This window comes from Enterococcus sp. SMC-9 (genome assembly GCF_021011285.1).
Lineage (GTDB): Bacteria > Bacillota > Bacilli > Lactobacillales > Enterococcaceae > Enterococcus_C > Enterococcus_C montenegrensis.
This window is the reverse complement of record NZ_JAILYE010000001.1, coordinates 314,113-337,302: the sequence shown is the minus strand read 5'-3', so window position 1 is coordinate 337,302 and position 23,190 is coordinate 314,113. Positions and strand designations below refer to the sequence as shown.

25 protein-coding genes are annotated in these 23,190 nt (G+C 37.1%); 19 read left to right on the top strand and 6 right to left on the bottom strand.

Features of this window, described 5'->3' with window-relative positions:
- The first annotated feature begins 37 nt into the window (after positions 1–37).
- The 13 genes from K4422_RS01765 (at position 38) to glyS (ending at position 12,674) form a co-directional block, all read left to right on the top strand.
- Positions 38–457, top strand: coding sequence for a Fur family transcriptional regulator (locus K4422_RS01765; RefSeq protein ID WP_206903166.1), 420 nt, complete (start codon positions 38–40; stop codon positions 455–457).
- 174 nt (positions 458–631) lie between these two features.
- On the top strand, positions 632–808 hold the full coding sequence (rpsU, locus tag K4422_RS01760) for a 30S ribosomal protein S21 (protein WP_002356740.1): 177 nt from the start codon (positions 632–634) through the stop codon (positions 806–808).
- Between the two features lie 26 nt (positions 809–834).
- Positions 835–1,281 carry a GatB/YqeY domain-containing protein gene (locus K4422_RS01755; RefSeq protein ID WP_206903114.1) on the top strand — a complete coding sequence of 149 codons (447 nt, stop codon included), beginning with the start codon at positions 835–837 and terminating at the stop codon, positions 1,279–1,281.
- 182 nt (positions 1,282–1,463) lie between these two features.
- Positions 1,464–2,378: a PhoH family protein gene (locus K4422_RS01750; RefSeq protein WP_407649843.1), complete on the top strand. Its 915-nt coding sequence runs from the start codon at positions 1,464–1,466 to the stop codon at positions 2,376–2,378.
- Positions 2,379–2,407: 29 nt separating this feature from the next.
- Positions 2,408–4,606, top strand: a complete 2,199-nt coding sequence (locus tag K4422_RS01745; RefSeq protein ID WP_206903112.1) for an HD family phosphohydrolase — start codon at positions 2,408–2,410, stop codon at positions 4,604–4,606.
- A complete protein-coding gene (gene ybeY / locus K4422_RS01740) occupies positions 4,606–5,082 on the top strand; it encodes an rRNA maturation RNase YbeY (RefSeq protein WP_206903111.1) in 477 nt (158 codons plus the stop codon). The genes K4422_RS01745 and ybeY overlap by 1 nt, the downstream gene beginning before the upstream one ends.
- Positions 5,066–5,458 carry a diacylglycerol kinase family protein gene (locus K4422_RS01735; protein WP_206903110.1) on the top strand — a complete coding sequence of 131 codons (393 nt, stop codon included), beginning with the start codon at positions 5,066–5,068 and terminating at the stop codon, positions 5,456–5,458. Before ybeY ends, K4422_RS01735 begins: the two co-directional genes overlap by 17 nt.
- A 17-nt stretch (positions 5,459–5,475) precedes the next feature.
- Complete coding sequence (era, locus tag K4422_RS01730) at positions 5,476–6,375, top strand: GTPase Era (RefSeq protein ID WP_206903109.1); 900 nt, start codon at positions 5,476–5,478, stop codon at positions 6,373–6,375.
- 11 nt (positions 6,376–6,386) lie between these two features.
- Positions 6,387–7,157: a DNA repair protein RecO gene (gene recO / locus K4422_RS01725; RefSeq protein WP_230708836.1), complete on the top strand. Its 771-nt coding sequence runs from the start codon at positions 6,387–6,389 to the stop codon at positions 7,155–7,157.
- Between the two features lie 196 nt (positions 7,158–7,353).
- On the top strand, positions 7,354–9,069 hold the full coding sequence (locus K4422_RS01720) for a formate--tetrahydrofolate ligase (protein ID WP_442896726.1): 1,716 nt from the start codon (positions 7,354–7,356) through the stop codon (positions 9,067–9,069).
- 335 nt (positions 9,070–9,404) lie between these two features.
- Positions 9,405–9,644: a hypothetical protein gene (locus K4422_RS01715; RefSeq protein WP_230708834.1), complete on the top strand. Its 240-nt coding sequence runs from the start codon at positions 9,405–9,407 to the stop codon at positions 9,642–9,644.
- A gap of 38 nt (positions 9,645–9,682) precedes the next feature.
- Positions 9,683–10,597: a glycine--tRNA ligase subunit alpha gene (glyQ, locus tag K4422_RS01710; protein WP_206903106.1), complete on the top strand. Its 915-nt coding sequence runs from the start codon at positions 9,683–9,685 to the stop codon at positions 10,595–10,597.
- A gap of 1 nt (position 10,598) precedes the next feature.
- The gene (gene glyS / locus K4422_RS01705) at positions 10,599–12,674 is read left to right on the top strand and encodes a glycine--tRNA ligase subunit beta (protein WP_230708832.1); all 2,076 of its coding nucleotides are present in this window, start codon (positions 10,599–10,601) and stop codon (positions 12,672–12,674) included.
- Between the two features lie 48 nt (positions 12,675–12,722).
- On the opposite strand, the gene yidC is transcribed toward glyS, so the two are convergent.
- Complete coding sequence (gene yidC, locus K4422_RS01700; RefSeq protein WP_230708830.1) at positions 12,723–13,667, bottom strand: membrane protein insertase YidC; 945 nt, start codon at positions 13,665–13,667, stop codon at positions 12,723–12,725.
- A 149-nt stretch (positions 13,668–13,816) separates the two neighbouring features.
- Complete coding sequence (locus tag K4422_RS01695) at positions 13,817–14,098, bottom strand: acylphosphatase (RefSeq protein WP_206903103.1); 282 nt, start codon at positions 14,096–14,098, stop codon at positions 13,817–13,819.
- Positions 14,099–14,196: 98 nt separating this feature from the next.
- Here K4422_RS01695 and K4422_RS01690 point away from each other — a divergent pair, with 98 nt between their 5' ends.
- Together K4422_RS01690 and K4422_RS01685 are read left to right on the top strand one after the other, a co-directional pair.
- Positions 14,197–14,955 (top strand): TrmH family RNA methyltransferase, encoded by a 759-nt coding sequence (locus tag K4422_RS01690; RefSeq protein WP_230708828.1) that lies wholly within the window; start codon positions 14,197–14,199, stop codon positions 14,953–14,955.
- Positions 14,956–15,072: 117 nt separating this feature from the next.
- The gene (locus tag K4422_RS01685) at positions 15,073–15,576 is read left to right on the top strand and encodes an HD domain-containing protein (protein ID WP_230708826.1); all 504 of its coding nucleotides are present in this window, start codon (positions 15,073–15,075) and stop codon (positions 15,574–15,576) included.
- Positions 15,577–15,662: 86 nt separating this feature from the next.
- On the opposite strand, the gene K4422_RS01680 is transcribed toward K4422_RS01685, so the two are convergent.
- Entirely contained in the window at positions 15,663–16,865 is a 1,203-nt protein-coding gene (locus tag K4422_RS01680; protein WP_230708824.1) for a YdcF family protein, read from the bottom strand.
- A 128-nt stretch (positions 16,866–16,993) separates the two neighbouring features.
- Here K4422_RS01680 and K4422_RS01675 point away from each other — a divergent pair, with 128 nt between their 5' ends.
- Positions 16,994–17,488: a GyrI-like domain-containing protein gene (locus K4422_RS01675; RefSeq protein ID WP_230708822.1), complete on the top strand. Its 495-nt coding sequence runs from the start codon at positions 16,994–16,996 to the stop codon at positions 17,486–17,488.
- Positions 17,489–17,794: 306 nt separating this feature from the next.
- Here K4422_RS01675 and K4422_RS01670 read toward each other — a convergent pair whose 3' ends face one another.
- From K4422_RS01670 to K4422_RS01660, 3 genes are all read right to left on the bottom strand, one after another.
- Entirely contained in the window at positions 17,795–19,099 is a 1,305-nt protein-coding gene (locus K4422_RS01670) for a serine hydrolase (RefSeq protein ID WP_230708820.1), read from the bottom strand.
- A gap of 271 nt (positions 19,100–19,370) precedes the next feature.
- Entirely contained in the window at positions 19,371–19,517 is a 147-nt protein-coding gene (locus K4422_RS01665; RefSeq protein WP_206903097.1) for a hypothetical protein, read from the bottom strand.
- A 77-nt stretch (positions 19,518–19,594) separates the two neighbouring features.
- Entirely contained in the window at positions 19,595–19,969 is a 375-nt protein-coding gene (locus K4422_RS01660) for a DUF4828 domain-containing protein (RefSeq protein ID WP_230708818.1), read from the bottom strand.
- A 126-nt stretch (positions 19,970–20,095) separates the two neighbouring features.
- On the opposite strand from K4422_RS01660, the gene sfsA reads away from it, so the two are divergent.
- The 3 genes from sfsA to K4422_RS01645 are packed head-to-tail and all read left to right on the top strand — an operon-like array spanning position 20,096 to position 23,157.
- Complete coding sequence (gene sfsA, locus K4422_RS01655) at positions 20,096–20,839, top strand: DNA/RNA nuclease SfsA (RefSeq protein ID WP_230708817.1); 744 nt, start codon at positions 20,096–20,098, stop codon at positions 20,837–20,839.
- A 30-nt stretch (positions 20,840–20,869) separates the two neighbouring features.
- Positions 20,870–21,892: a Gfo/Idh/MocA family protein gene (locus K4422_RS01650; protein ID WP_230708815.1), complete on the top strand. Its 1,023-nt coding sequence runs from the start codon at positions 20,870–20,872 to the stop codon at positions 21,890–21,892.
- Entirely contained in the window at positions 21,889–23,157 is a 1,269-nt protein-coding gene (locus K4422_RS01645; protein WP_230708813.1) for a DEAD/DEAH box helicase, read from the top strand. Before K4422_RS01650 ends, K4422_RS01645 begins: the two co-directional genes overlap by 4 nt.
- The last annotated feature ends 33 nt before the right edge of the window (positions 23,158–23,190 follow it).

Sequence of the window (23,190 nt, the reverse complement as noted above, 5' to 3'; positions counted from 1 at the left end):
GTAGATGTGTTAGGAGGTTTTTCTTGTGACAAGAGAAATGACAAAAATTGACCAGGCAATGGTAACTTTAAAAGAACATGGCTTTAAAAAAACTAATAAACGGGAAAAGTTGTTAACTTTTTTAGCCAAAAAAAATCGTTATGTGGCAGCTAAAGAAGTCCAAGAATATATGGAAGGCGAATTTGGAAGTATCAGTTTTGATACGATTTATCGCAATCTCCATGATTTTTCAGAAATTGGTTTATTAGAAGAAACAGACTTAAACGGTGAGATGAAATTCCGCTTTCACTGCTGTCAGGATAAAAATCATCATCATCATCATTTTATCTGCACGGTTTGTGGTAAAACCCAAGAATTAGATCTTTGCCCCATGGATTTTTTCAAAGGACAACTTCCCGGTTGCACCATCGAAGGCCATCGTTTTGAGATTTTAGGGCGCTGTGCTGACTGTCAATAGTTATTTTTTCATCCTTTTCACGAATTTTCAGGCGAAAAAGATTTTTTTCTTTGCACCATACTCTTGACACTATTTTATTACTTAGCTATAATTTTTTAAGGACAGTGTTGTTTTTTGAAAATGTTTCGATTAACAAAAACGGTTACTTTTTAGGCTCGGAGGGAGGGAATTTACATGTCAAAAACAGTGGTTCGTAAAAATGAATCTCTTGACGACGCTCTTCGTCGCTTCAAACGTTCCGTTTCAAAAGCTGGGACTCTTCAAGAATCTCGTAAACGGGAATTTTATGAAAAACCAAGTGTGAAACGTAAGAAAAAATCTGAAGCTGCTAGAAAACGCAAAAAATTCTAGTTTGCAACAAGATTGGAGCTGGTAGTGTGTCACTACTAAGTACTTTGAACGATGATATGAAGACAGCGATGAAAGCTAAGGATAAAGAGTCTTTGCAGGTGATTCGCATGTTGAAGGCATCGTTGCAAAACGAACAAATCAAAAAAGGTGCAGAATTAACTGACGATGAAGAATTGACCGTTTTATCACGGGAAATGAAACAACGTCGTGATTCTTTAACTGAATTTGAAAAAGCAGGACGAGACGATTTGGCAACGCAAGTAAAAGCCGAAATCAAAGTCGTTGAAAAGTATTTACCAGCACAACTTTCTGAAGAAGAAATTCGTCAGATTGTAACAGATGCAATCAGTAAAACTGGCGCTACTTCACCAAGTGAGTTTGGTAAAGTGATGGGGGCTGTAATGCCTTTAGTCAAAGGGAAAGCTGATGGTAATCAGGTAAATGCTATCGTCAAAGAATTATTGAATAAATAGTTATTTAATCGCAGACTTCTGTCTGCGATTTTTTTTCTTTTAAGTTTTGAATGTGGTATGATAAAACAGAAAACTTACCCATTTAAAACGGGGCAAAAAGGGAAATGACAAGGAGATGTAACTTTTTGACAGAAGATAAAAAAGTCTTGGAATTAAAACTCAGTGCTAAAGATGATATCAGCATGTTGTTAGGTGCCCATGATAAACACTTAAAGTTGATTGAAGAAAATACACACGTTATCATTAACAGTCGCGGCGAAACAATTATGATTGAAGGCGAAGCTAGTTTTGTAGCAGTGGCCCAACAAGTAATTACAGCCTTACAAGAGTTAATTAATCGCGGGGTACATATCAGCACCCCTGATGTTGCCCAAGCACTAAAAGCGATTCCGTTACAAGGCGTTAATGCTTTTTTAGCATTATACGAAGAAGAAATTGTAAAAGATCGTAATGGCAAGGCAATTCGGGTGAAAAATCGCGGACAAAAGCAATATTTAGAAGCCGTGAAAAAACACGATGTCGTTTTTGGGATTGGTCCGGCTGGAACCGGGAAAACATTTTTGGCGGTCGTTTTAGCCATTGCAGCTTTAAAAAAAGGTCAGGTGCAAAAAATCATTCTAACGCGTCCTGCTGTCGAAGCTGGGGAAAATTTGGGCTTTTTACCTGGGGATTTAAAAGAAAAGGTTGACCCTTACTTGCGTCCGGTTTATGATGCACTGTATCAAATATTTGGTGTGGAACATACCAATCGTTTGATGGATCGCGGTATCATTGAAATTGCACCCTTAGCTTATATGCGTGGTCGGACCTTAGAAGATGCTTTTGTCATTTTAGATGAAGCTCAAAATACAACGATTATGCAAATGAAAATGTTTTTGACACGACTAGGGTATAACTCAAAAATGATTGTCAATGGTGATACGAGTCAGATTGACTTACCTAAAGGCGTAGTCAGTGGTCTAGTGCATGCTGAACGAACACTAAGCAATATTTCACAAATTGCTTTTGTTAATTTTGAAGCCAGTGATGTCGTGCGCCATCCTGTCGTCGCAAGAATTATTGAAGCATATGACAAAGCTAGTTTAAAAAAAGATTAGTGGTGCTGTAAGAAATAGGGGGAAATAATTTGATTATTGAGCCGTTAAGAAAAATCCGTGAACGTCTGGGACGTTTTTATATTCCGCTGATACTTCTCGTGTTTTTTATCAGCTGTTTTGGTCTTTTATTTACGAGTGTAAAACAAAAAAGTGTCGATTATCACGAAGGTCAAGTTGCCAGTGAGAGTATTCGGGCGAATAAGACAGTCGAAAATAAGGCGGCAACAGATCAAAAACGTCAGCTTGCAGCCGAGGCTGTTGTACCGGAGTATACGTATCAAGAAGATATTTCAGAAACACAACACAGCCGCATTGAAACTATTTTTAACCTGATTGCACAAGTTAAAAAATCAGTTGATGATGAGCACGAGCAGCGTCAAAAACAAGCCAAAGATAAAGAAATTCCAGCGGTTACAACCGAGGATTATATTGCCTCATTAAAAAAATCATTTGAAAAGGTAAATGATGAAGATGTTCAGTTTTATCAAGCAATTCCAGCTTCATTTTATGAAATTGCTTTTACTTTAAACAGTGCCGCCTTAAACACTGTGAGAGATAATAGTTTAAATATTTTAGCTGAACAGATGAAAAATCAAGTTCGTGAATCTAATTTAGCGGATTTCAAAAACAATGCTGAAAATGAAGTCGATGCATTAGCAATATCCAGTATGGCAAAAGATGCCATGAAAGAACTGTTAAAAAACGCGATTGTTGTAAATGATTTTCCTAATGAGAAAAAGACCGAAGAACTAAAAGAACAAGCTCGGGCTAGTGTGGCACCAGTCATGATCATACAAGGGGAAGTCATCGTCAGAGAAGGCTCTCAAATTGATGCAAGTGCCATTCAAAAATTACAACTTTTGGGATTAACGAGTCAAAATACTTCTTTTTTCCCAATTGTCGCAATGGTGGCCGGGATAATCGTTCAAATTTTAGTCTTACTTTATTTTGCACGGCAATATGCAGACAAAAATAAACGACAAGAGTTTTTAACCTTTTATACATTGGCGATGATTACAAGCATTGCTATGATGAAATTTTTTCAACTCTTCCAAACGGAATTACTACCTTATATCCCGTTATTTTTCCCAGCAGCATTTGTGCCGTTGGTCTTGAATATTTTCGTCAATCGTCGCGCCGGAATTATTGCAGCCATGTTTCAAGTAATTGCAGCTGTATTTTGTTATTATGATGCACTTGGGACCAATCTGTTGACCATCGTCTTATTGACTTATTTATTTTCTGGTTTGATGGGGGCGATTGTTAGACGAGAAAGAATCTCCAAACAAGGTTTTTCAGCTGTCATGTGGTTAATCGTCTTTCCTTTTTTATTAAATATTGTTTTAGTAGTGTTTCAAGGTTTAACCCTAACAGATGCTAGAACATGGACGACGATTATTTGCGGCTTGGCTGGAACGCTTTTATCTTTTCTACTAACGATGGGCTTACATCAGTATATTGAACTTTTGGTGACCGATAATAGTGTGATTGTTTTAAATGAGTTGAGTAATCCCAACCATCCACTTTTGAAAAAATTGTTGGAAGAAGCACCGGGGACTTATCATCACAGCATGATGGTAGCAAACTTATCAGCAAATGCGGTAGCGCTGATTGGTGGTCACTCGCTCTTAACGCGGGTTGCCTGTTATTATCACGATATCGGAAAATTGAAACACGCGAATTTTTTCGTGGAGAATTTACCTGCTGGCGCTGAAAATCCACATAATTTCTTATTGCCAGAAGATAGCAAGCAGATTATTTTTGGTCACGTTACCGATGGTGCTAAGGTGTTGAAGGAATATAAGATGCCTAAAATGGTAATTGATATTTGCTACCAGCATCACGGCACAACCTTAATGAAATATTTTTATGCTAAAGCAAAAGAACGTAATCCGGAAGTGACAGAAGCCGAATTTCGCTATCCAGGGCCAAAACCCCAGACAAAAGAAGCTGGCGTTGTGAATATTGCTGATAGTTGCGAAGCGGCAGTGCGGGCGATGGATCATCCTACGAATGAAAAAATTCGTCAATTTGTTCATAATTTAATTGTTGACCGTATCTTAGACGGACAATTAGATGATAGTGGCTTGACGTTAAAGGAAATTCATATTATTGAAGATTCTTTAGTCAATGGCTTGTGCAGTACTTTTCACTCCCGGATTAAATATCCGAAGATGAAATCAGAAGCAGAGAAAATGAAAGAAGAACAAGAAAGAAGCGATAAATAATGGATATTACCTTTATGGATGAAACCAATTCCCTTACACCTGAAAAGATGCAAGAAGTGGACGATTTGTTGCAATTTGCGGCAGATTATTTGAAATTACCGCAAGAAACAGAAATGTCTGTTACTTTTATGGACAATGATGCCATTCAAGTTATTAACCGCGATTATCGTGGTAAAGATCGCCCGACTGATGTTATTAGTTTTGCATTAGAAGAAGAAGGTGAAGGCGAGATTCCAGTTGTTTTTGCAGATGGGCAAAATCCACTGCCAAGAGAGCTGGGCGATTTGATGATTTCTTTGGATAAAACAAAAGAGCAGGCCCAAGAGTATGGTCATAGTTTTGAAAGAGAGTTAGGGTTTTTGGCGCTGCACGGTTTTTTGCATATTAATGGTTACGATCATATGACCAAAGAAGATGAAAAAGTGATGTTTGGATTACAAAAGGAAATTTTGGATGCTTATGGACTTAAAAGATAAGAATACAAAGAAAAATAAGTATTTTATTACTTCAGTAGAATTTGCTTTCACAGGTATTCAAACAGTCTTTAAAGAAGAGCGGAATATGCGCAAGCACGTCTTTTTTGGTATCTTAGCCATCATAGCGGGGGGGATTTTTCAGTTAAGTCGCTTTGAATGGTTATGGTTGTTACTCGCGGTCTTTTTAGTTTGGATTGTGGAAATTATCAATACGGTTTTTGAGAATGTCGTGGATATGTTTACGGATTTTCACTTTCATCCGATTGGTAAAAAAATTAAAGATATGGCAGCTGGCGCTGTTTTGTTAACATCCTTTTTTGCGGTAATTATTGGAGCAATTCTATTTTTACCAAAAATTTGGCAATTATTGTTTTAAAAGAAATGAGGAATATTATGTCAGAACATAAATCAGGTTTTGTCGCAATTGTAGGACGTCCCAATGTCGGCAAATCAACATTATTAAATCGAATTGTCGGGCAAAAAATTGCCATTATGAGTGATAAAGCCCAAACGACTCGGAATAAAATTCAAGGTGTTTATACAACCCCAGATGCTCAAATTATTTTTATTGATACACCTGGTATCCATAAACCTAAACATCGTTTAGGTGATTTCATGGTGGAAACAGCCTATAGCGCGCTAAAAGAAGTAGATGCTGTTTTATTTATGATCAGTGCGGATGAAAAACGCGGTCGTGGTGATGACTTTATCATGGAACGCTTGAAAACAAACGACACACCTGTTTTTTTAGTTATCAATAAAATTGATAAAGTACATCCAGATGATTTATTGGGAATTATTGAAGATTATACAAGCCAGATGGATTTTGCCGAAGTAGTTCCTATTTCTGCAACAGAAGGCAATAATTTTGAAACATTAATGAATACGTTGATTAAACAAATGCCAGCAGGGCCACAATATTTCCCTGATGACCAAATCACCGATCACCCTGAATATTTTATTGTATCTGAGTTAGTCCGAGAAAAAGTTCTATTATTAACCCGCGATGAAGTTCCCCATTCCGTTGCAGTTGTGGTCGACAGCATGAAACGGAATGAAAACGATAAAGTGCATATTCAAGCCACGATTATTGTCGAACGTAATAGTCAAAAAGGGATCATTATCGGCAAAGGGGGCAAAATGCTAAAAGATATTGGCACTAAAGCTCGCCGTGATATTGAACAGTTATTAGGAGATAAAGTCTTTTTGGAACTTTGGGTTAAAGTTCAAAAGGATTGGCGTGATAAACAAACCTATTTGCAAGATTATGGTTACCGTCCGGATGATTACTAAGGAGTTTTTCCATGCAATTAGCTGAAAGCCGCGGATTGATTTTGTTTTCCCGGGACTATAAGGAAAAAGACAAATTGGTAAAAATTTTTACTGAATCAGCTGGTAAGCAAATGTTTTATGTTAAAGGTGTGCATAAGAAAAATAACCCGTTAACTTCTGTATTGCAAAACTTTACCGAGGCGACTTTTATCATGAATTTAAAGGCAGAAGGGCTTTCTTTTTTGAATGGGGCTAAAGATGTTAAGCCACTGACAACAATTCAACAAGATATTTTTTTGGCGGGTTATAGCACTTATTTGTTGAATCTCGCCGATGCTGTGATTGAAGATAAAGTATATGATCCTAATCTCTATCAGTTTTTATCGTTGTCTTTAAATTTAATCAATGAAGGTTATGATGCGGAAATTATCACCAATATTTTTGAGGTACAAATACTGCAGCGTTTTGGTGTGGCACCAATTTTTGATCACTGTGTCATTTGCGGAAAAACTACCGGTCGTTTTGACTATTCGTCTAAATACGGGGGTGTTTTGTGTGAAGCGCATTTTTCATGTGATGAACATCGGTATCATGCCGATCCTGCTGCCATGCACTTTATCCGCTTGTTTAATCAGATAGATTTAAGTAAGGTCAAGACAATAAACGTGAAACCAGCAGTAAAAAAAGAGATTCGTCGCGTAATTGACCAACTTTATGATGAATATGTTGGCATTCATTTGAAGAGTAAAAAATTTATTGACGACATGCATAATTGGCAAGACTTAATGAAACCAGAGTCTTAATCTTACGCGGTATAGCTGTAAATTTATCCGAATATTATCGTGGTTTTTTACATAGAGCATTGTGATTGCTCTTTTGTGTGAAAATCACTGCGATAGTATTTGGATATTTTTGTATCTGTTTATTTCACGAACGATTTTAGCTTTATTTGAAATAATTAGTCGTATTAAAAAGACAATTTGAAGGAAATCAAGTAAAATGAAGATATCAAAATTGATTTTTACACAACCGGTGAATAAAGGGGAGAAAGATTTGACGTTATCAGATATTGAAATTGTACAGCAAGTAGAGATGAAAAATATTACAGAAATTGCTGCAAAATTAGGGATTGCGGCTACAGATTTAGAATTGTATGGAAATTATAAAGCCAAAATAAAACCAAATGCTAAAAAACCGCTAAAAGGAAAATTAATTTTGGTAACAGCTATTAGTCCAACGCCCGCCGGTGAGGGAAAAACCACCACGGCTGTAGGTTTAGCAGATGCTTTAGGCCATATTGGTAAAAAGGCTGCAATTGCATTGCGAGAACCTTCTTTAGGACCAGTGTTTGGTATTAAAGGAGGCGCAGCTGGTGGCGGCTATGCCCAAGTAGTGCCCATGGAAGATATTAATTTACATTTTACCGGTGATTTTCATGCGATTGGAGCTGCGAATAATTTATTAGCGGCTATGCTAGACAACCATATTCACCAAGGCAATGCATTGGAAATTGATAGCCGTCAAATTACTTGGAAACGCGCAGTTGATATGAATGATCGCCAATTGCGCCACATTGTAGACGGTTTGCAAGGACGTTTGAATGGTGTGCCTAGAGAAGACGGTTTTGAAATCACTGTTGCTTCTGAGATCATGGCAATTTTATGTTTAGCGGCTGATTTGGCAGATTTAAAAAAACGCTTGGAAAAAATTGTTGTTGCCTATCGTTTTGATGGCAATCCGGTTACTTGTGGTGATTTAAAAGCCGCTGGAGCAATGACAGCTTTATTAAAAGATGCTATTAAACCTAACTTAGTCCAGACATTAGAACAAACTCCGGCGTTTATTCACGGTGGACCTTTTGCTAATATTGCCCATGGCTGTAACAGTGTACAAGCGACCAAAATGGCTTTACAATATGCAGATTATGCGGTAACAGAGGCAGGCTTTGGCGCAGATTTAGGAGCCGAAAAATTTATGGACATCAAATGCCGACTAGCAAAATTAAAACCGGATGCGGCTGTATTAGTTGCAACTATTCGGGCGTTGAAAATGCATGGTGGTGTCGCTAAAAATGATTTAACGAGTGAAAATGTAGCTGCTGTTGTAGCAGGTCTGCCAAACTTAGAACGCCATTTACACAATTTAAAAGATAATTTTGGTTTGCCGGTAGTTGTTTGTATTAACCAGTTTCCACAAGATACGCCAGCTGAATTAGCAGCTGTAAAAAAAGCATGCGAAGAGCGTGGAGTAGAAGTAGTTCTTTCAGACGTTTGGGGTACTGGTGGTGCTGGTGGCGTAGAATTAGCCCAAAAAGTAGTCGAATTAGCAGATACACAAAGTGATATAACATTCGCTTATGAGACGAATCTTTCTTTAGTTGAAAAAATTGAAACGATAGCAAAAAAAATCTATGGTGCAAAGGGTGTTGAATTTACACCACAAGCCAAACGAGAATTGGCTAAACTAGCAGAACTCGGGTTTTCCGATTATCCAATTTGTATGGCAAAAACACAATATTCTTTCAGTGACAATCCCAATCTACTAGGTGCACCGAAGGATTTTACGATTACTATTCGCTCGGTTAAGGTTTCAGCTGGGGCAGGTTTTATTGTGGCATTAACAGGAAATATCATGACAATGCCAGGTTTACCGAAAAAACCTGCGGCAGAAAACATTGATGTAGATGAATTTGGTAATATTACCGGTTTGTTTTAATTTTTTAATTGACAAAACTTAGGTTAAACCGCTATGATAAACAAAGATTGATACGGTGAACAAGACGAAAAATAAGCAAATGAACAAGCGATTGCGGGAAAGTGGAAGCCGCAAGCAGGAACTTATTTGGGGGCAACTTGGGAGTATCCAGTTGAATATTTTAAAGCTGCTGAGCAATCAGAAGCAGGGTGGAACCGCGAAGAATTCGTCCCTGCATAGATGAAAATCTATGCAGGGCTTTTTGTTTTTCTTAGGGAAAACTTGAAAAATTTGAAACTGTGTCTTGCGACTATAAATTTAGTAAGCTTAAAAGTTGGTCTAAGGAGGGTGAACAAATGCAATTTGATATGGAAATTAATGCCAATGAATTTAAAGAAAAAAAATTAAAAGTTTTAGCTAATGTGCCGCTGAAAGTTGTGATTAGAGATGATAGTGGTCAACTGGTAGAAGAGTTTATTACCAAACCAAGTCAAATGCTTTATGACTTAGCTTTTATAACGGAAAAAATGGTAGTGGAAGTTCATTTAATTCCTGGCAATCCAGTTGAATTTTATCCAGTGGTAAATGCTCTTTAAATAATTAAAGGAAATTGAAAATAGTAGGAGGAAATAAAATGAGTAAAAAAATGACTGTGCAAAATATTATTTTGACACTGCAACAATTTTGGTCTGGTAATGGCTGTATGTTAATGCAAGCTTATGATACCGAAAAAGGAGCCGGGACTATGAGTCCTTATACATTTTTGCGCGCAATTGGACCAGAACCTTGGAATGCAGCTTATGTAGAGCCTTCTCGCCGCCCTGCTGATGGTCGTTATGGTGAAAATCCGAATCGTTTATACCAACACCATCAATTTCAAGTTGTCATGAAACCATCTCCAGAAAATATTCAAGAGCTTTATTTAGAAAGCTTGAAATTATTAGGCATTGATCCTTTAGAACACGATATTCGTTTTGTAGAAGACAACTGGGAGAACCCTTCAATGGGCTGTGCTGGTCTTGGTTGGGAAGTTTGGCTTGATGGAATGGAAATTACCCAATTTACGTATTTCCAACAAGTGGGGGGCTTGCCTTGTAAACCAGTTACGTCAGAAATCACCTACGGTTTAGAACGTTTAGCTTCTTATATTCAAGAAGTTGAAAGTGTGTATGACTTAGAATGGGCTGACGGGGTTAAGTACGGAGAGATTTTCCGCCAACCAGAATATGAACATTCAAAATATTCTTTTGAAGTAAGTGACCAAGCGTTGTTATTGGGCAATTTTGACCGCTTTGAAGCTGAGGCAAAACGTTGCATCGATCAAGATTTGGTTCATCCAGCCTACGACTATATTTTGAAATGTAGTCACACATTTAACTTATTAGATGCAAGAGGAGCTGTTTCTGTAACAGAGCGTGCGGGTTACTTAGCGCGTATTCGTAATATGGCTAGAGCGGTTGCCAAAATTTTTGTAGCGGAGCGGGCGAAATTAGGTTATCCGTTATTAGCACCTGAAGAAGCGGCAAAATTATTGAAGGAGGAAAACTAAGATGGCAAAAGATTTATTATTGGAGATTGGTTTAGAAGAAATGCCTGCTCATGTAGTAACTCAGAGTATGAAACAATTAGAAAAAAAAGTTAGTGAATTTTTAGCTCATGAAAAATTAGCTTTTTCTTCCATCAAGTCATTTAGTACGCCGCGGCGTTTAGCTGTTCTTATCAGTGAAGTGGCAGAAAAACAAGCTGACACAGAAGAAGAAGTGAAAGGGCCAGCTAAAAAAATCGCGTTAGATGGTGAAGGCAATTGGTCAAAAGCGGCAGAAGGTTTTGTTAGAGGTCAAGGATTGACAACAGAGGCTATTACTTTTAGAGAATTAAAAGGGGTAGAATATGTTTATGTAACAAAGTATGCCAAAGGTAAACCGGCTATTGAAGTATTGGCGGGTTTAAAAGAGGTAATTACAAGTCTAAGCTTTCCGGTGACGATGCATTGGAATAAATATGATTTTGAATATATTCGTCCGATTCACTGGATTGTGGCCTTATTAGGTGAAGAAGTAATTCCATTTTCAATTTTAGATGTTGAAACTGGCAATACAACCAGAGGGCATCGTTTCTTAGGCGATGATGTGACGATTGAAACGGCAAATTCATACGAAGAAAAATTAAATGAACAGTTTGTGATCGCAGATCCTTTAAAACGAAAAGCACTGATTGTGGAACAAATTAATGAAATTGCAACAAAAAATGATTGGCAAGTGGGCTTAGATGAAGATTTACTGGAAGAAGTAAACAACTTGGTGGAATACCCAACTGCTTTTGTTGGTAATTTTGAAGATCGTTTCTTATCAGTACCAGAAGAAGTTTTAGTAACTTCAATGAAAGAACATCAACGCTATTTTGATGTCCGTAATCAAGCTGGTTTACTGTTACCACATTTTATTTCCGCCCGTAATGGTAATGCTGTAAAATTGGATAACGTGATTAAAGGCAATGAAAAAGTATTGACGGCGCGTTTGGAAGATGCGGAATTCTTTTATAAAGAAGACCAAAAATTAACAATTGATGCCTGTGTGGAAAAATTAAAAAATGTGACCTTCCATGAAAAAATCGGTAGCATTTATGAAAAAATGCAACGAGTAGCTGAAATTGCCAAAATTGTTGGAAAAACAGTTGGTTTATCACAAGACCAGCTAGAAGATCTAGCTCGTGCAGCTGAAATTTATAAATTTGACCTTGTGACCAATATGGTGGGAGAATTTCCTGAATTACAAGGTGTAATGGGAGAAAAATATGCGTTATTACAAGGCGAAAAACCAGCAGTAGCAAAAGCTATTCGGGAACACTACTTGCCAATTGCCAGCGAAGGAGAACTTCCGGATTCTGAAATTGGAGCTGTGTTGGCGATTGCCGATAAATTAGATAGTTTATTGTCCTTCTTTGCAGTGGGGATGATTCCAAGTGGTTCAAATGACCCGTATGCATTGCGACGTCAAACCTATGGTATTGTGCGTATTATTGAAAATAAACACTGGGCTTTTCCACTGGTTGAATTGCAAGAGGAAATTAGCGCAGCGATTAGCTTAGATGAAAAACGTTATGGAATAAAATTAGCAAGTAGTCAAATTGAAGTCGTGAACTTTGTAAAAGCACGTTTGAAACAATTTTTATTGACGAAAAACTTGCGTCACGATGTGATTGACGCCGTGATTAATGCAGAACAAAGTAATTTAACTGCGCTATTTTCTTCGGCTAAAATTTTACGTCAACATTTAAATGACCCGGATTTTAAACCATCAATGGAAGCTTTGACCCGGGTAATTAACTTAGCGAAAAAAGCAGAAGTAGAAGACTTAAATGTCAAACCAGAACTTTTTGACAATGAGGCGGAAAAAGAATTATTTGAGGCTGTAACTGACTTAGAAAATCGGTTTGTACGTCAAACGATGGCCCAAAACTACGAGGACTTAACTGCTTTACGACCATTAATTGAAAATTATTTTGATCAAACCATGGTCATGGTCGATGACGATAAAGTTCGTCGTAATCGGTTAACACAATTAAATAAAATTGCTAAAATGGCATTGGCAGTTGCCAGTCTGGATGCATTGATTACAAAAAATTAAAAAAAAGCTACAAAGTTTGCTTAAAAGGCAGACTTTGTAGCTTTTTTGTTATTTACGTTTTTGCTTGCCGGCATTGCGACCTTGTTTGCCGCTGTTACGATTTTTATTTTTCTTCGTATAATCGGCTACGTTTTCTTTCATTTCTTTTGGTGTAACATCTTTTCTTGGTGGTGTTACGACTGTTTTTGGTGGATTTTTTTTCATTTCAGCTTGTACTTGTGCTTTAATTCGTGGCTTCATAATAACGTTAGTAATGAAGGTTTGTAGACAGCTGATTAGACCACCGACTACCCAGTACAAGGTTACCCCAGCTGGTGCACTCATGGACATGAAAACAATCATCAATGGTGAAACAATCAGCATAGAACGCATCGTTTTCTTTTGTTCTTCTGGAACGCCAATTTGTGAGATAAAACCTTGAACCAAATAAAATAGACCAGCGATAACAACGAGGGCAATACTAGGATTACCTAAGTTAATGCCCATGAAAGTAGCGCTTTTTATCCCAGGCGTGAAGCGGGCAGTATAATACAACGCGGAGAAAATCGGCATTTGAATTAATAAAGGTAAACAACCCATTCCACCAAACATGCTGACGTTATTTTCTTTATAGACAGCCTGCATTTCTTGTTGTGCTTTCATTTGTTCTTCTGGAGATGTTGCAGCCTTCAATTTAGCTTGGGCTTGATCGATTTGTGGTTTCAAAAATTGCATTTTTTCAGATTGCACCATCGTTTGTTTTGACTGGTGAATTCCCAAAGGCAATAAGATAATTCTAACAATAATCGTGACCATAATAATGGCTAGACCATAACCCCAGTTGAAGTCTTTTGCCAGGTATTGTAAAAATCCTCCTAGTGGTTCCACTAAAATACGGTAAATCATGCCATCTTTATCTGGGTTACCATTCTTATCAACGGAAACACAGCCAGAAAGGGTAATCATAATTCCAATCAGACCAGATGCCAATAGCCAGTTTTTTAATTTTGTCATTTGCTTCGTCCTTTACTTTGTAAATTTACACAAAAGTAATCATACTAGAAAAACGGGCAACTGTAAACGTGCTTCACAAAATATTCAAGAATAAAGGCTATGATTCGCATAAAAAAGTTAGCGTTATCATAAAAAAAGCGGCTTAGCCGCTAATAGCCAAAGGTCACTTCAAAAGTGTCCCGCTCTTTAATCATTGGATCATCGGTAATATCTAAATAAGTTACGTGACCGGCCGGAGAAGGAGAGGCTTTGACGCCTGCAATAAATTTCTCCATTGCCTCTTGTGGGCCAAAAGCTTCAATTCCCACTGAGCCATCTGCTTCATTCCAAACTGCACCATGAATGCCTAATCGATCTGCTAACATTTTAGTTGTATAACGAAAGCCAACTCCTTGCACTCGGCCTTGTACATTCATTCTTACTTTCCGCATGATAATCACCTCATTTTTATCTTAATTTAATGATAGCTTTTTTGCTGACATCCCACAAGCTTTCTGCTGAAAATGCTATAATAAGGCGAGGTGAAACCATGAAAGAAATTCAATCAAATAAAAATCCGTTAGTTAAAACGTTAAAAAAGCTCCATCAAAAAAAATACCGGGATCAACAAGCCCAATATCTGTTAGAAGGTTTCCACTTAGTTGAAGAGGCCCATAAAAGCGGCGCCCAAATTCAGACTATTTTAGTCAACGAACGTGGTCAAAAAGAATGGGGCGACTTTTTGGCAAATTATGAAGCAATTTGCTATTTGGTACCAGAAACCATTTTAAAAGAACTTTCAGAACAACCAACTCCTCAAGGGATTATTGCAGTGGTAGCCAAAATGAAATCACAAGTGCAATTAAAAAAAGGCGCTTGGATTTTATTAGATCGGGTGCAAGATCCAGGAAATGTGGGAACGATTATTCGAACCGCTGATGCAGCTGGTTACGATGGGGTAATTTTAGGAGAAGGCAGTGCGGATCTTTACAGTACTAAAGTTTTGCGGAGTATGCAGGGAAGTAATTTTCACTTGCCGGTTATTCCCATGAATCTTGTTACAGCAATTGAAGCGTTAAAACAACTAGGGGTATCCGTTTATGGTACGCAATTAAATAAAGATGCCAAAAAATTCAATGAAGTACCAAAAGGTGATGTGGCTATTTTGGTTGGCAATGAAGGACAAGGTGTCACCCAAGAGTTGTTGGCGTTAACTGACCAAAATCTTTATATTCCAATTTTGGGACAAGCCGAGTCTTTAAACGTGGGAATTGCAGCGGGGATTTTATTATATTACTTTAAATTGTAGCAATTGAAATATTTTAAAGAACTGTTAAGCTTGAGTCCGCTTTCTTTAAATGTTTAAAAAAGGTGCTATACTTACACTTGTACGAAAAAAGATAAGCTAAAGGTGGCTATTTAATAAATGATTGAAAACTGGCGCAAAGATTCTGAATATATGTCTTATGTAGCAGATTTGCTGGCAACACCTGAAGTACAAAAGTTGAGCCAATACAAACAACACGTAAATTCGACACGTTTGGAACATTCATTAAGTGTTTCTTATTACAGTTATAAATTAGCAAAAAAATGGGGCGGTAATGCAAAAGCAACAGCTAGAGCAGGCCTTTTACATGATCTATTTTACTATGATTGGCGCACGACGAAATTTGACGAAGGTTCTCATGCTTATATGCATCCTAGAATTGCCGTTAAAAATGCGGAAAAAATCACTGAATTATCCCCGTTAGAAAAAGATATTATTTTGAAACATATGTGGGGGGCAACAATTGCGCCACCTAAATATAAAGAAAGTTATATCGTAACGATGGTCGATAAGTATTGTGCAATTAAAGAAGCAGCAGAACCAATGACCAAGTCAATGAAAGTCCGTTTCAATCAGTTGTTTGGACATAAAACTTCATTTTAAAGTAAAAAGGCAGAACAAAAGTTAACTAACTTTTGTTCTGCCTTTTTTGTAGTTCAATTAATGCAGCATTTAATCTTACTTAGCTCTTAACCGATAAAAAATGACATGACAGATAAGAAAATAAAAAGTGCCATAATTAAGCCGCAAATAATAAAATGCCGTTTTTTATGCAATGCGACAATTGCGATATATTCACGCAAAAAGGCATTTGGCAAGTAATAAAGGGCAGTTTTAGCTCCAATTCCATCTGCTTTTAAACCAGCTTGATGGGCATAAATTCCAGCACGAAAAATATGGTAATTGTTGGATGTGAAAATTACTTTATAAGGCAATGGCTGAAGTTGGTCCATGATTTTTTTAGAAAACTGCATGTTTTCTAAGGTGGTAGTGGACTTATCTTCAATTAATAAATCAGCAGCAGCTACACCTTTTGCTTGCGCATAGTTGGCCATTGCCACACCTTCTGGTAGTTTTTCATCTAAACCTTGACCACCAGACATTAAAATCTTTGCGTGTTTATCAGCTACTTTTATTTGATGCTGATAAAATTTAATCGCCACGTCAATGCGTTTGGCTAAAAGTGGGGATACGGTATCGCCGTTTAAAAGTCCTGCTCCAAGGACAATAATATAATCTTGATTTGGTTTAGGGTGATTAAATTGATACAAAATAGAAACACTTAAAAAGTTAAAAAAGACTAAGGCAAAATAACCCATCATAAATGGTAGTGCAGCTAAAATCATGGTTAGCCATTCAGGTAAGCGTTGGGCGATGAAAAAATCGTAAATTAAGAAAATCGTTAAAAAGATAGCTAGTAACAAGGTTAGCATATTGGCCAGTGAGTGGGATTCTTTGCGTAAAACAATCAGTGCATTCCAGTATAGAAAAATAAGTAAAGAAACAAAACCGAAAATTAAAACCGCCGCTAATAAGACAAGAGCGAGACCCAAAAGTCCAAAAGCAACTATGCTGGAGGTAATGCTGACGTTATAGATTAAATAAAAACCAAAGACAAAAATCAAAATATTAAACAAGACCCCGTTTAATAAGCGAGCTTTATTTTTAAAATAGCTCCATAAAAAAACAGCTAAATAAGCAAGGGGCAAGCTAAAAAAGTACCCGCCGTTCAACATTTCAATGCCCGCAAAATAAAAAATTAGACAAATACAGCTCCAGACGAGACAAAAAAAGATCGTATCAGGGTCTGGCTTTTTTTTACGCCATGAAATTGTTGCCAATATTCCCCCAACTAAAAAAATTGCTAATAAAATTTCTGGTAAAAAATTCATATGTTCAACTCCTTAATCATTTTTAGTATAGCGGATTGTAACTGTTTTGGCTTGTCAAAAAGCTATGATTTTTTAAAAAAGTTATTTTCTAGTACAATAAACATAAATGCGTGGAAAGAAGGGATGAAATGGAGTTAGGTGAAATAAGACGTGTGAGTCTACCAGCTTTTACTGTGATCGGCAAAGAAGGCAAAGGCTTAGCAGCAGAAGGTTCTTCTTGGGTACCATTATTATGGGATGGTGTAAATGAACATTTTGAAGAAATAGCAGCAAATGTGTTCGTGGAACCTGAGGAAATTCATTTGTGGGGACTTATGAGCGATCAAAGTGAGTGGTTGTATCCTTGGAGTGAAATCGGACGGTATTTGGCGGGAATGGCTGTACCCAATGACACAAAAGTACCACTGGGATGGCAAAAGTGGGAGATGCCAGAACTAGAGTATTTCGTAATTAAAACCAATGAGGCAAATTTAGCCGACATGACTGAAAAGATGTTGGTAGAAATTTTACCTCAAAATAATGTCACGTTAACAGCAGCCATTCAAGAACATTATTTACCTGATTTTGCACCAGGGGAAGTTGAGCTGTATTTTCCAATTTCAGCAGTTGTTTCAGCAATTTAAGTATAATCGTAATAATCTTAAATCCTATGATAAAATTTTTATGGCGTACTTTTAAGTGTGCCTGTAATAAAAATTACAACTTCAAAAAACAAGGAACTACCCGTTACAAAAAAAGTAGTACGCGTGACACTTTAAAAAGTGTTCCTCGTACTACTTTTTAACTAGCAGAAAGTGTAAAACTTTCTGCTGAATAAATCCCTCTAGGAAAAATAAGCAAAAAACTTTTAAATTTGAAACAATTTCTGAAAACTGCATGGGTATTTTTCAAAAGTAGAGGGCGGCTTTGTAGCCATTTGTATGTTCATTTTAAAAAATTGATTGGAAAAAGTTCTCAATTTTGCGGCCGAAGATGACAAAGATATTGGCTTTTTCTACAGCTTTGTCAATTACAATAGAGACTTCATGGCTAGGCGCTTTTTCTAAGTAGCCTAGATTATCTCCTTTTAAGCTGACTGTAGCTTTTCCAATTACATCGCCCTTTTCAACAGGGGCTTTGACAGCACCGTCACTGACTTTTTTAGTGTCAAATTTTGGTGTAATGATTAATTCTTCTGTTAAGTCATCTCTGACCCATAATGTAACGGAATCTTTTAATGAAATAGTCGTTTTTAATTGCTTGCCATCTGTAATGGCAATATTTTTTTGTTTAGGCAGTTGACTACCAGCTTTTAAAACTTCTTTTTGCTGCCAGTGATCGTAACAATAGTCCATTAATTTACCTGTTTCGACAAAACGGGCACTGGGATTATTTTTGTGATCGGTCGCATTTAAAACAACGGTTATAATTCGCTGTCCATCTCTTTGAATCGTGCCAACAAAACAAGCACCGGCTAATTCGGTTGTACCTGTTTTAAGTCCGTCTACGCCTTCTTTGGCATTGATAAATCCTGGAAGCATCCAGTTCCAATTGACCATTTCTACGGGCGATTGGGTATTAGCGCCAAACATTTGGGTGGTAGTCGCAGAAACTTTTAAAACATCGGGATAATCTTTAATTAAGTGGCTGGCAACAATTGCGACATCTCGTGGGGATAAAAGATTTTCTGCATCCGCCGCAGAGCCGGGATAGCGATTGTCACCCAAATACTGGTTATTTAAACCAGAAGCGTTATAAACTTTAGCATCTTCTATGCCCCAATCTTTTAATTGGACGCGCATTTGGTCGACAAATTTGGCCTCAGATCCAGCAATTTTTTCTGCTAATGCAACAATAGAAGCGTTGGCCGATTGGATAATAGCAGAGTCAAATAATTCTTTAACGGTATAAGTATTTTCTTTGTGTAAAGGAACATTGGAAAGATCTGGGGTGACGCTTAAATTAGCGGCATAATCAGAAATCGCAACAGTATCTTCCCAATTTAGTTTCTTTTCTTTGACAGCTTCTTCGACTAAATAAAGACTGATAATTTTAGTGATAGAGGCAATTCCCATCGGCGTGTCGCCAGCTTGATTATAAAGTATCTTGCCGGTTTTAAAATCAACGGCAATCGCTCCTTTGGCGTTGATTTTAAAATTATTATTAGTTTCCTCAGCGGCTACGACATTGGTGGCAAAGCCAAAGGTAAAACAAAAAAGCAAAAGAGTAAGCAGAATTTGCTGTATTTTTTTCATGATAAGCTCCTTTAATTAGACATTACAAGTTGTAATTCTATCAAAGACTAGCAGACAAAACAATTGTTCCCAATAAAGTTTCGTAAAAAATACAAGAAAAATTATCAAAGAAAATCTAAGGAGGAAAATAAGATAGAATAAGCAGATGAGGCTACGACGAAAATTTTAAAAGTGAAAAGCGGGTTCAATTAAAAAAGCCATCAAAATCAAGAGAGAAAATTAACAATTCTACCTTGATTTTGATGGCTTAATTTACTAGAAATAATGAACTTTAATTGCGGTGGTGATTTTTTACGCGAACAGGAACTTTCTCCATTTGATTTTCGTCATTGATATAACGAAAAACTGCATAGGCTGAAATGCCCAATAATACGACCAAACTAAACATTGTAAATAATGTAATCATCGTTGCAAGCATACTCAAAACCCTCTTTCTATAAGTTACTTTGGCTACGGTTACAAATCCTCACAATTAGTATAACAATAATTATGAAATCAAGCTACTGGAATGCCTTCATTTCCTTTTTTGGGGGAAGTTGGCGATAAGATATGGCAACTTCCGTCAATTTCGGTTTCATCATAAAAATGAAGGCGTCCATCTTTTAAAACAAACGTTAACTTATAACCTAGTTCATCTAAAAGAATCAAGTGCTCAGGGGTCAATTCAACCAGAGTCGTTTGAATTGGTTTTAAATTTCTTGTGAGCTGCCAGTTGTCATTAATTGTAAAATGAACTTTTTCCAAAGGCGTCTGATAAAACCAGCTTCCGATAAAAATTGAAGGTTGTTGTTTATTTTTATGCCAAAAAATAGTACCCACCAATCCAGTTAATACAGAAATTCCAAGCAATAACGGAAAATGTTTTTTCATCAGGTATACCTCCTTAGCTAGCAGTGATTGCAGTATAGCACAGGGAATTTTTCTAGCCCTCGGTCTAAAGTTGGAGATTGCAGTATTTTTCTTTTTTATGATAAGATTTAGCCGGCAGGTGAGAAGATGCAATACGAAAATATTAGAATGGCGCATTTTATTGTCAGAGACAACCGTTTTATTTGTCATTGTAAGTTAATTGAAACCGATGAAGTGGTAGTAGTCCACGTTAAAAATACTGGTCGCGGTAAGGAAGTCTTACTAGCAGGCGCTTTAGTGGCCTTAAATTATCAACCAAGTCCGAAACGAAAAACAGATTATGATCTCGTAGCGGTCAAAAAAGATGCGATGTGGATTAATATTGATAGCCAATTACCAAATGCTTTAGCCTATGAAGGTATTTTGACAGGGAAAATCAACTTACCTCATTTTCCCGGAAAGTTAGCTAGCTTAAAAAGAGAAGTTACTTATGGTAATTCCAAGTTTGATTTATTTGCTAAAAGCGATACGGGGGCGAAAGCTTTTATAGAAGTAAAAGGAATGACATTGGAAAATAAAGGCATTGGCGCTTTTCCCGATGCTCCGACTTTACGGGGATTAAAACACGTGAAAGAATTGCAAATGGCCCACGATGCAGGTTATTTTACCTACGTTTTATTTATTGTTCAATTTGAGAAAATTACAAAAGCGACGATTCATGCTGAGATGCAACCACAATTAGCTGAAAATTTCGCATTAGCAATGGCAGACGGCGTTGAAGTTTTAGCGTATAATTGTAAAGTAGAACCAAATCAGGTCATACTTAAAAAGCAAGTCCCCTTTGATTTGGCTTATCCTTTTATTGATCCCAATGAAGTTAACGACGGTTAAGAAGATTAAAAAAGTAAAGGAGCGAGAAATATGATTAATTTAGGTATTATTGGTACAAACTGGATTACCCATCAATTTGTGGAGGCAGCCCTTGCGACGAAAAAATATGACTTAGTCGCGGTTTATTCCCGTTCGTTGGAAAAAGCTCAAGAATTTGGTCGTCGCTACCATGAAGATGTCGAGTATGCAACAGATTTGAAGACTTTTTTCAATTTAGCCCATTTGCACACTATCTACATTGCTTCTCCCAATGCGCTCCATTTTGAGCAAGCCAAGGCTGCGATTATTGCAGGGAAAAATGTCATTGTTGAAAAACCAGCTTTTTCAACCCCACAAGAAATGGACGAAATTATCGAATTAGCCAATCTCCACAATGTCTTTTTCTTTGAAGCAGCACGCAATATTCATGAAAAAGCATTTGATACAATTAGTGAGTTTTTACCTTTGAAAGATCATATCATTGGTGCCAACTTTACTTTTATGAAATATTCTTCTCGTTATGATGCTGTTTTAGACGGCGAGGAACCCAATATTTTTTCACCGCAATTTTCAGGTGGCGCCATCATGGACTTAGGTGTTTATCCACTATATGCGGCGTTAGGTTGGTTTGGTGTGCCCCAAAAGGCCCATTACTTTGCCCGCAAAATTGCAACGGATGTCGATGGCATTGGCACGATTATTTTACGCTATGATTTATTTGACGTCACCATTTTACAAGGAAAAATTGGCGATTCGTTTTTACCATCTGAAATTTATTTTGACAATGGGACTTTGACTTTAAATGGCATCAATTCTTTTGAAAAAGCAGAGTTTTATGATCGGAATGCTAAAAAACGGCTTTTATTGCCAATTACCTTAAAAGAAAATCCAATGGAGGAAGAAGCACTGGCATTTGCCAATGTAATGAATCATCCAACCGATAAAAATCAAGGTGTTTTATATGAAGAATGGGTTGAATTAGCCCGGAATGTGAACCAATTAATTTACGATTTGCGGCAGCAAGCAGGGATTAGCTTTGCTGCTGATAAAAAAGATGAGGAAAAAAATTCATGATACCAGAAAGTTTACCGGCAACGCTTTTAGAGCAATGGCAAAAAGCCGGCTATGAAAATGCAGCACTAATTCAAAAGCAAGTTTTTGAACCTTTAAAAACGCGACAAAATGTTTTAGGCGTGGCACCAACTGGTTCCGGCAAAACAGTTGCTTATTTACTACCAAGTCTAATGCAAGTAACTCCAGGTGGTGGTAATCAATTGCTGATTTTGACTGCTTCCCAAGAATTGGCGATGCAAGTACTTGAGACGGCTCGTTTTTGGACAGAGAAAACCCAATTGAAGGTACAACCTTTAATCGGTGGTGCCAATACAAAGCGCCAACTAGAAAAGTTAAAAGAAAAACCAGAAATTTTAATCGGTACTGCTGGCCGTGTGTTGGAATTGATGAAAACTAAAAAAATTAAAAGTCATCAGTTACAAACAGTTATTTTTGACGAAGCCGACCAATTGTTAGCTGGCCAGGCCTTAGAAATTGCCAAAGGAATATTGCAACATCTAGATCGATCTTGTCAGTTGAATTTCTTTTCAGCAACTGCTTTAAGTGTCTTGCCAGAAATTAAAACGATTACCAAAGATGATTTTACACTGATTGATGTCACCAAAGAAGATAATAGTCAAGGTGAAGTTGCTCATCTTTATTTAATGACTTCAAAGCGTAAAAAAGCAGATACGTTAAAAAAATTATTACATGTGGCAGATTTTCGCAGTTTGATCTTCTTTAACGAAGTAGCAGAGCTTGGGGCGGTAGCAGAAAAATTGCAATATCACAACCTACCAGTAGCAACACTGGCCTCTGATCAAAATAAAATGTTACGCAAAACCGCGTTACAGGCTTTTAAAGCAGATAAAATTAAGGGATTATTGACTACCGATGTTGCTGCTCGCGGTCTTGATTTAGCTGATTTACCGATGATTGTCAATGTAGAAGTACCTATGGACGATGCTAGTTACCTCCACCGTGCTGGTCGTGTGGGGCGAATGGGTAAAAAAGGAACCGTTATTACGCTAGTGGCAGAAAATGATTTATCTTACTTAAAAAAAATGACGAAAAAAATGGCGTTGCCTTTAAAGGAAGTTTTTCTTTATGGCGGTCAGCTTGTTGACACGCGTCCTGTTATTAATGAAAATGAGAAAAAATCTCAGAAGCTGCCGATTGAAAAAGAAAAGCCAAAGCCTAAATTGCACACTAAAGAGAGTATTGTCAAAAAGAAAAATAAGAAACGTCACAAGAAACAAAAAAATATTGGAAAAAGGCGCGTTTAGCGCCTTTTTTTGTGCTATTCTTAGAGTGTAAAA

Excerpts from the sequence above, each read along its gene's own strand:
- yidC (WP_230708830.1), bottom strand. The coding sequence starts at position 13,667 with ATGACAAAATTAAAAAACTGGCTATTGGCATCTGGTCTGATTGGAATT.
- K4422_RS01675 (WP_230708822.1), top strand. The coding sequence starts at position 16,994 with ATGGAGTTAGGTGAAATAAGACGTGTGAGTCTACCAGCTTTTACTGTG.
- K4422_RS01765 (WP_206903166.1), top strand. The coding sequence starts at position 38 with ATGACAAAAATTGACCAGGCAATGGTAACTTTAAAAGAACATGGCTTT.
- glyQ (WP_206903106.1), top strand. The coding sequence starts at position 9,683 with ATGAGTAAAAAAATGACTGTGCAAAATATTATTTTGACACTGCAACAA.
- era (WP_206903109.1), top strand. The coding sequence starts at position 5,476 with ATGTCAGAACATAAATCAGGTTTTGTCGCAATTGTAGGACGTCCCAAT.
- K4422_RS01660 (WP_230708818.1), bottom strand. The coding sequence starts at position 19,969 with ATGAAAAAACATTTTCCGTTATTGCTTGGAATTTCTGTATTAACTGGA.
- recO (WP_230708836.1), top strand. The coding sequence starts at position 6,387 with ATGCAATTAGCTGAAAGCCGCGGATTGATTTTGTTTTCCCGGGACTAT.
- K4422_RS01680 (WP_230708824.1), bottom strand. The coding sequence starts at position 16,865 with ATGAATTTTTTACCAGAAATTTTATTAGCAATTTTTTTAGTTGGGGGA.
- K4422_RS01715 (WP_230708834.1), top strand. The coding sequence starts at position 9,405 with ATGCAATTTGATATGGAAATTAATGCCAATGAATTTAAAGAAAAAAAA.
- K4422_RS01735 (WP_206903110.1), top strand. The coding sequence starts at position 5,066 with ATGGACTTAAAAGATAAGAATACAAAGAAAAATAAGTATTTTATTACT.
- K4422_RS01685 (WP_230708826.1), top strand. The coding sequence starts at position 15,073 with ATGATTGAAAACTGGCGCAAAGATTCTGAATATATGTCTTATGTAGCA.
- K4422_RS01695 (WP_206903103.1), bottom strand. The coding sequence starts at position 14,098 with ATGCGGAAAGTAAGAATGAATGTACAAGGCCGAGTGCAAGGAGTTGGC.
- K4422_RS01650 (WP_230708815.1), top strand. The coding sequence starts at position 20,870 with ATGATTAATTTAGGTATTATTGGTACAAACTGGATTACCCATCAATTT.
- K4422_RS01720 (WP_442896726.1), top strand. The coding sequence starts at position 7,354 with ATGAAGATATCAAAATTGATTTTTACACAACCGGTGAATAAAGGGGAG.
- K4422_RS01690 (WP_230708828.1), top strand. The coding sequence starts at position 14,197 with ATGAAAGAAATTCAATCAAATAAAAATCCGTTAGTTAAAACGTTAAAA.
- K4422_RS01645 (WP_230708813.1), top strand. The coding sequence starts at position 21,889 with ATGATACCAGAAAGTTTACCGGCAACGCTTTTAGAGCAATGGCAAAAA.
- rpsU (WP_002356740.1), top strand. The coding sequence starts at position 632 with ATGTCAAAAACAGTGGTTCGTAAAAATGAATCTCTTGACGACGCTCTT.
- K4422_RS01670 (WP_230708820.1), bottom strand. The coding sequence starts at position 19,099 with ATGAAAAAAATACAGCAAATTCTGCTTACTCTTTTGCTTTTTTGTTTT.
- sfsA (WP_230708817.1), top strand. The coding sequence starts at position 20,096 with ATGCAATACGAAAATATTAGAATGGCGCATTTTATTGTCAGAGACAAC.
- ybeY (WP_206903111.1), top strand. The coding sequence starts at position 4,606 with ATGGATATTACCTTTATGGATGAAACCAATTCCCTTACACCTGAAAAG.
- glyS (WP_230708832.1), top strand. The coding sequence starts at position 10,599 with ATGGCAAAAGATTTATTATTGGAGATTGGTTTAGAAGAAATGCCTGCT.
- K4422_RS01750 (WP_407649843.1), top strand. The coding sequence starts at position 1,464 with ATGTTGTTAGGTGCCCATGATAAACACTTAAAGTTGATTGAAGAAAAT.
- K4422_RS01665 (WP_206903097.1), bottom strand. The coding sequence starts at position 19,517 with ATGCTTGCAACGATGATTACATTATTTACAATGTTTAGTTTGGTCGTA.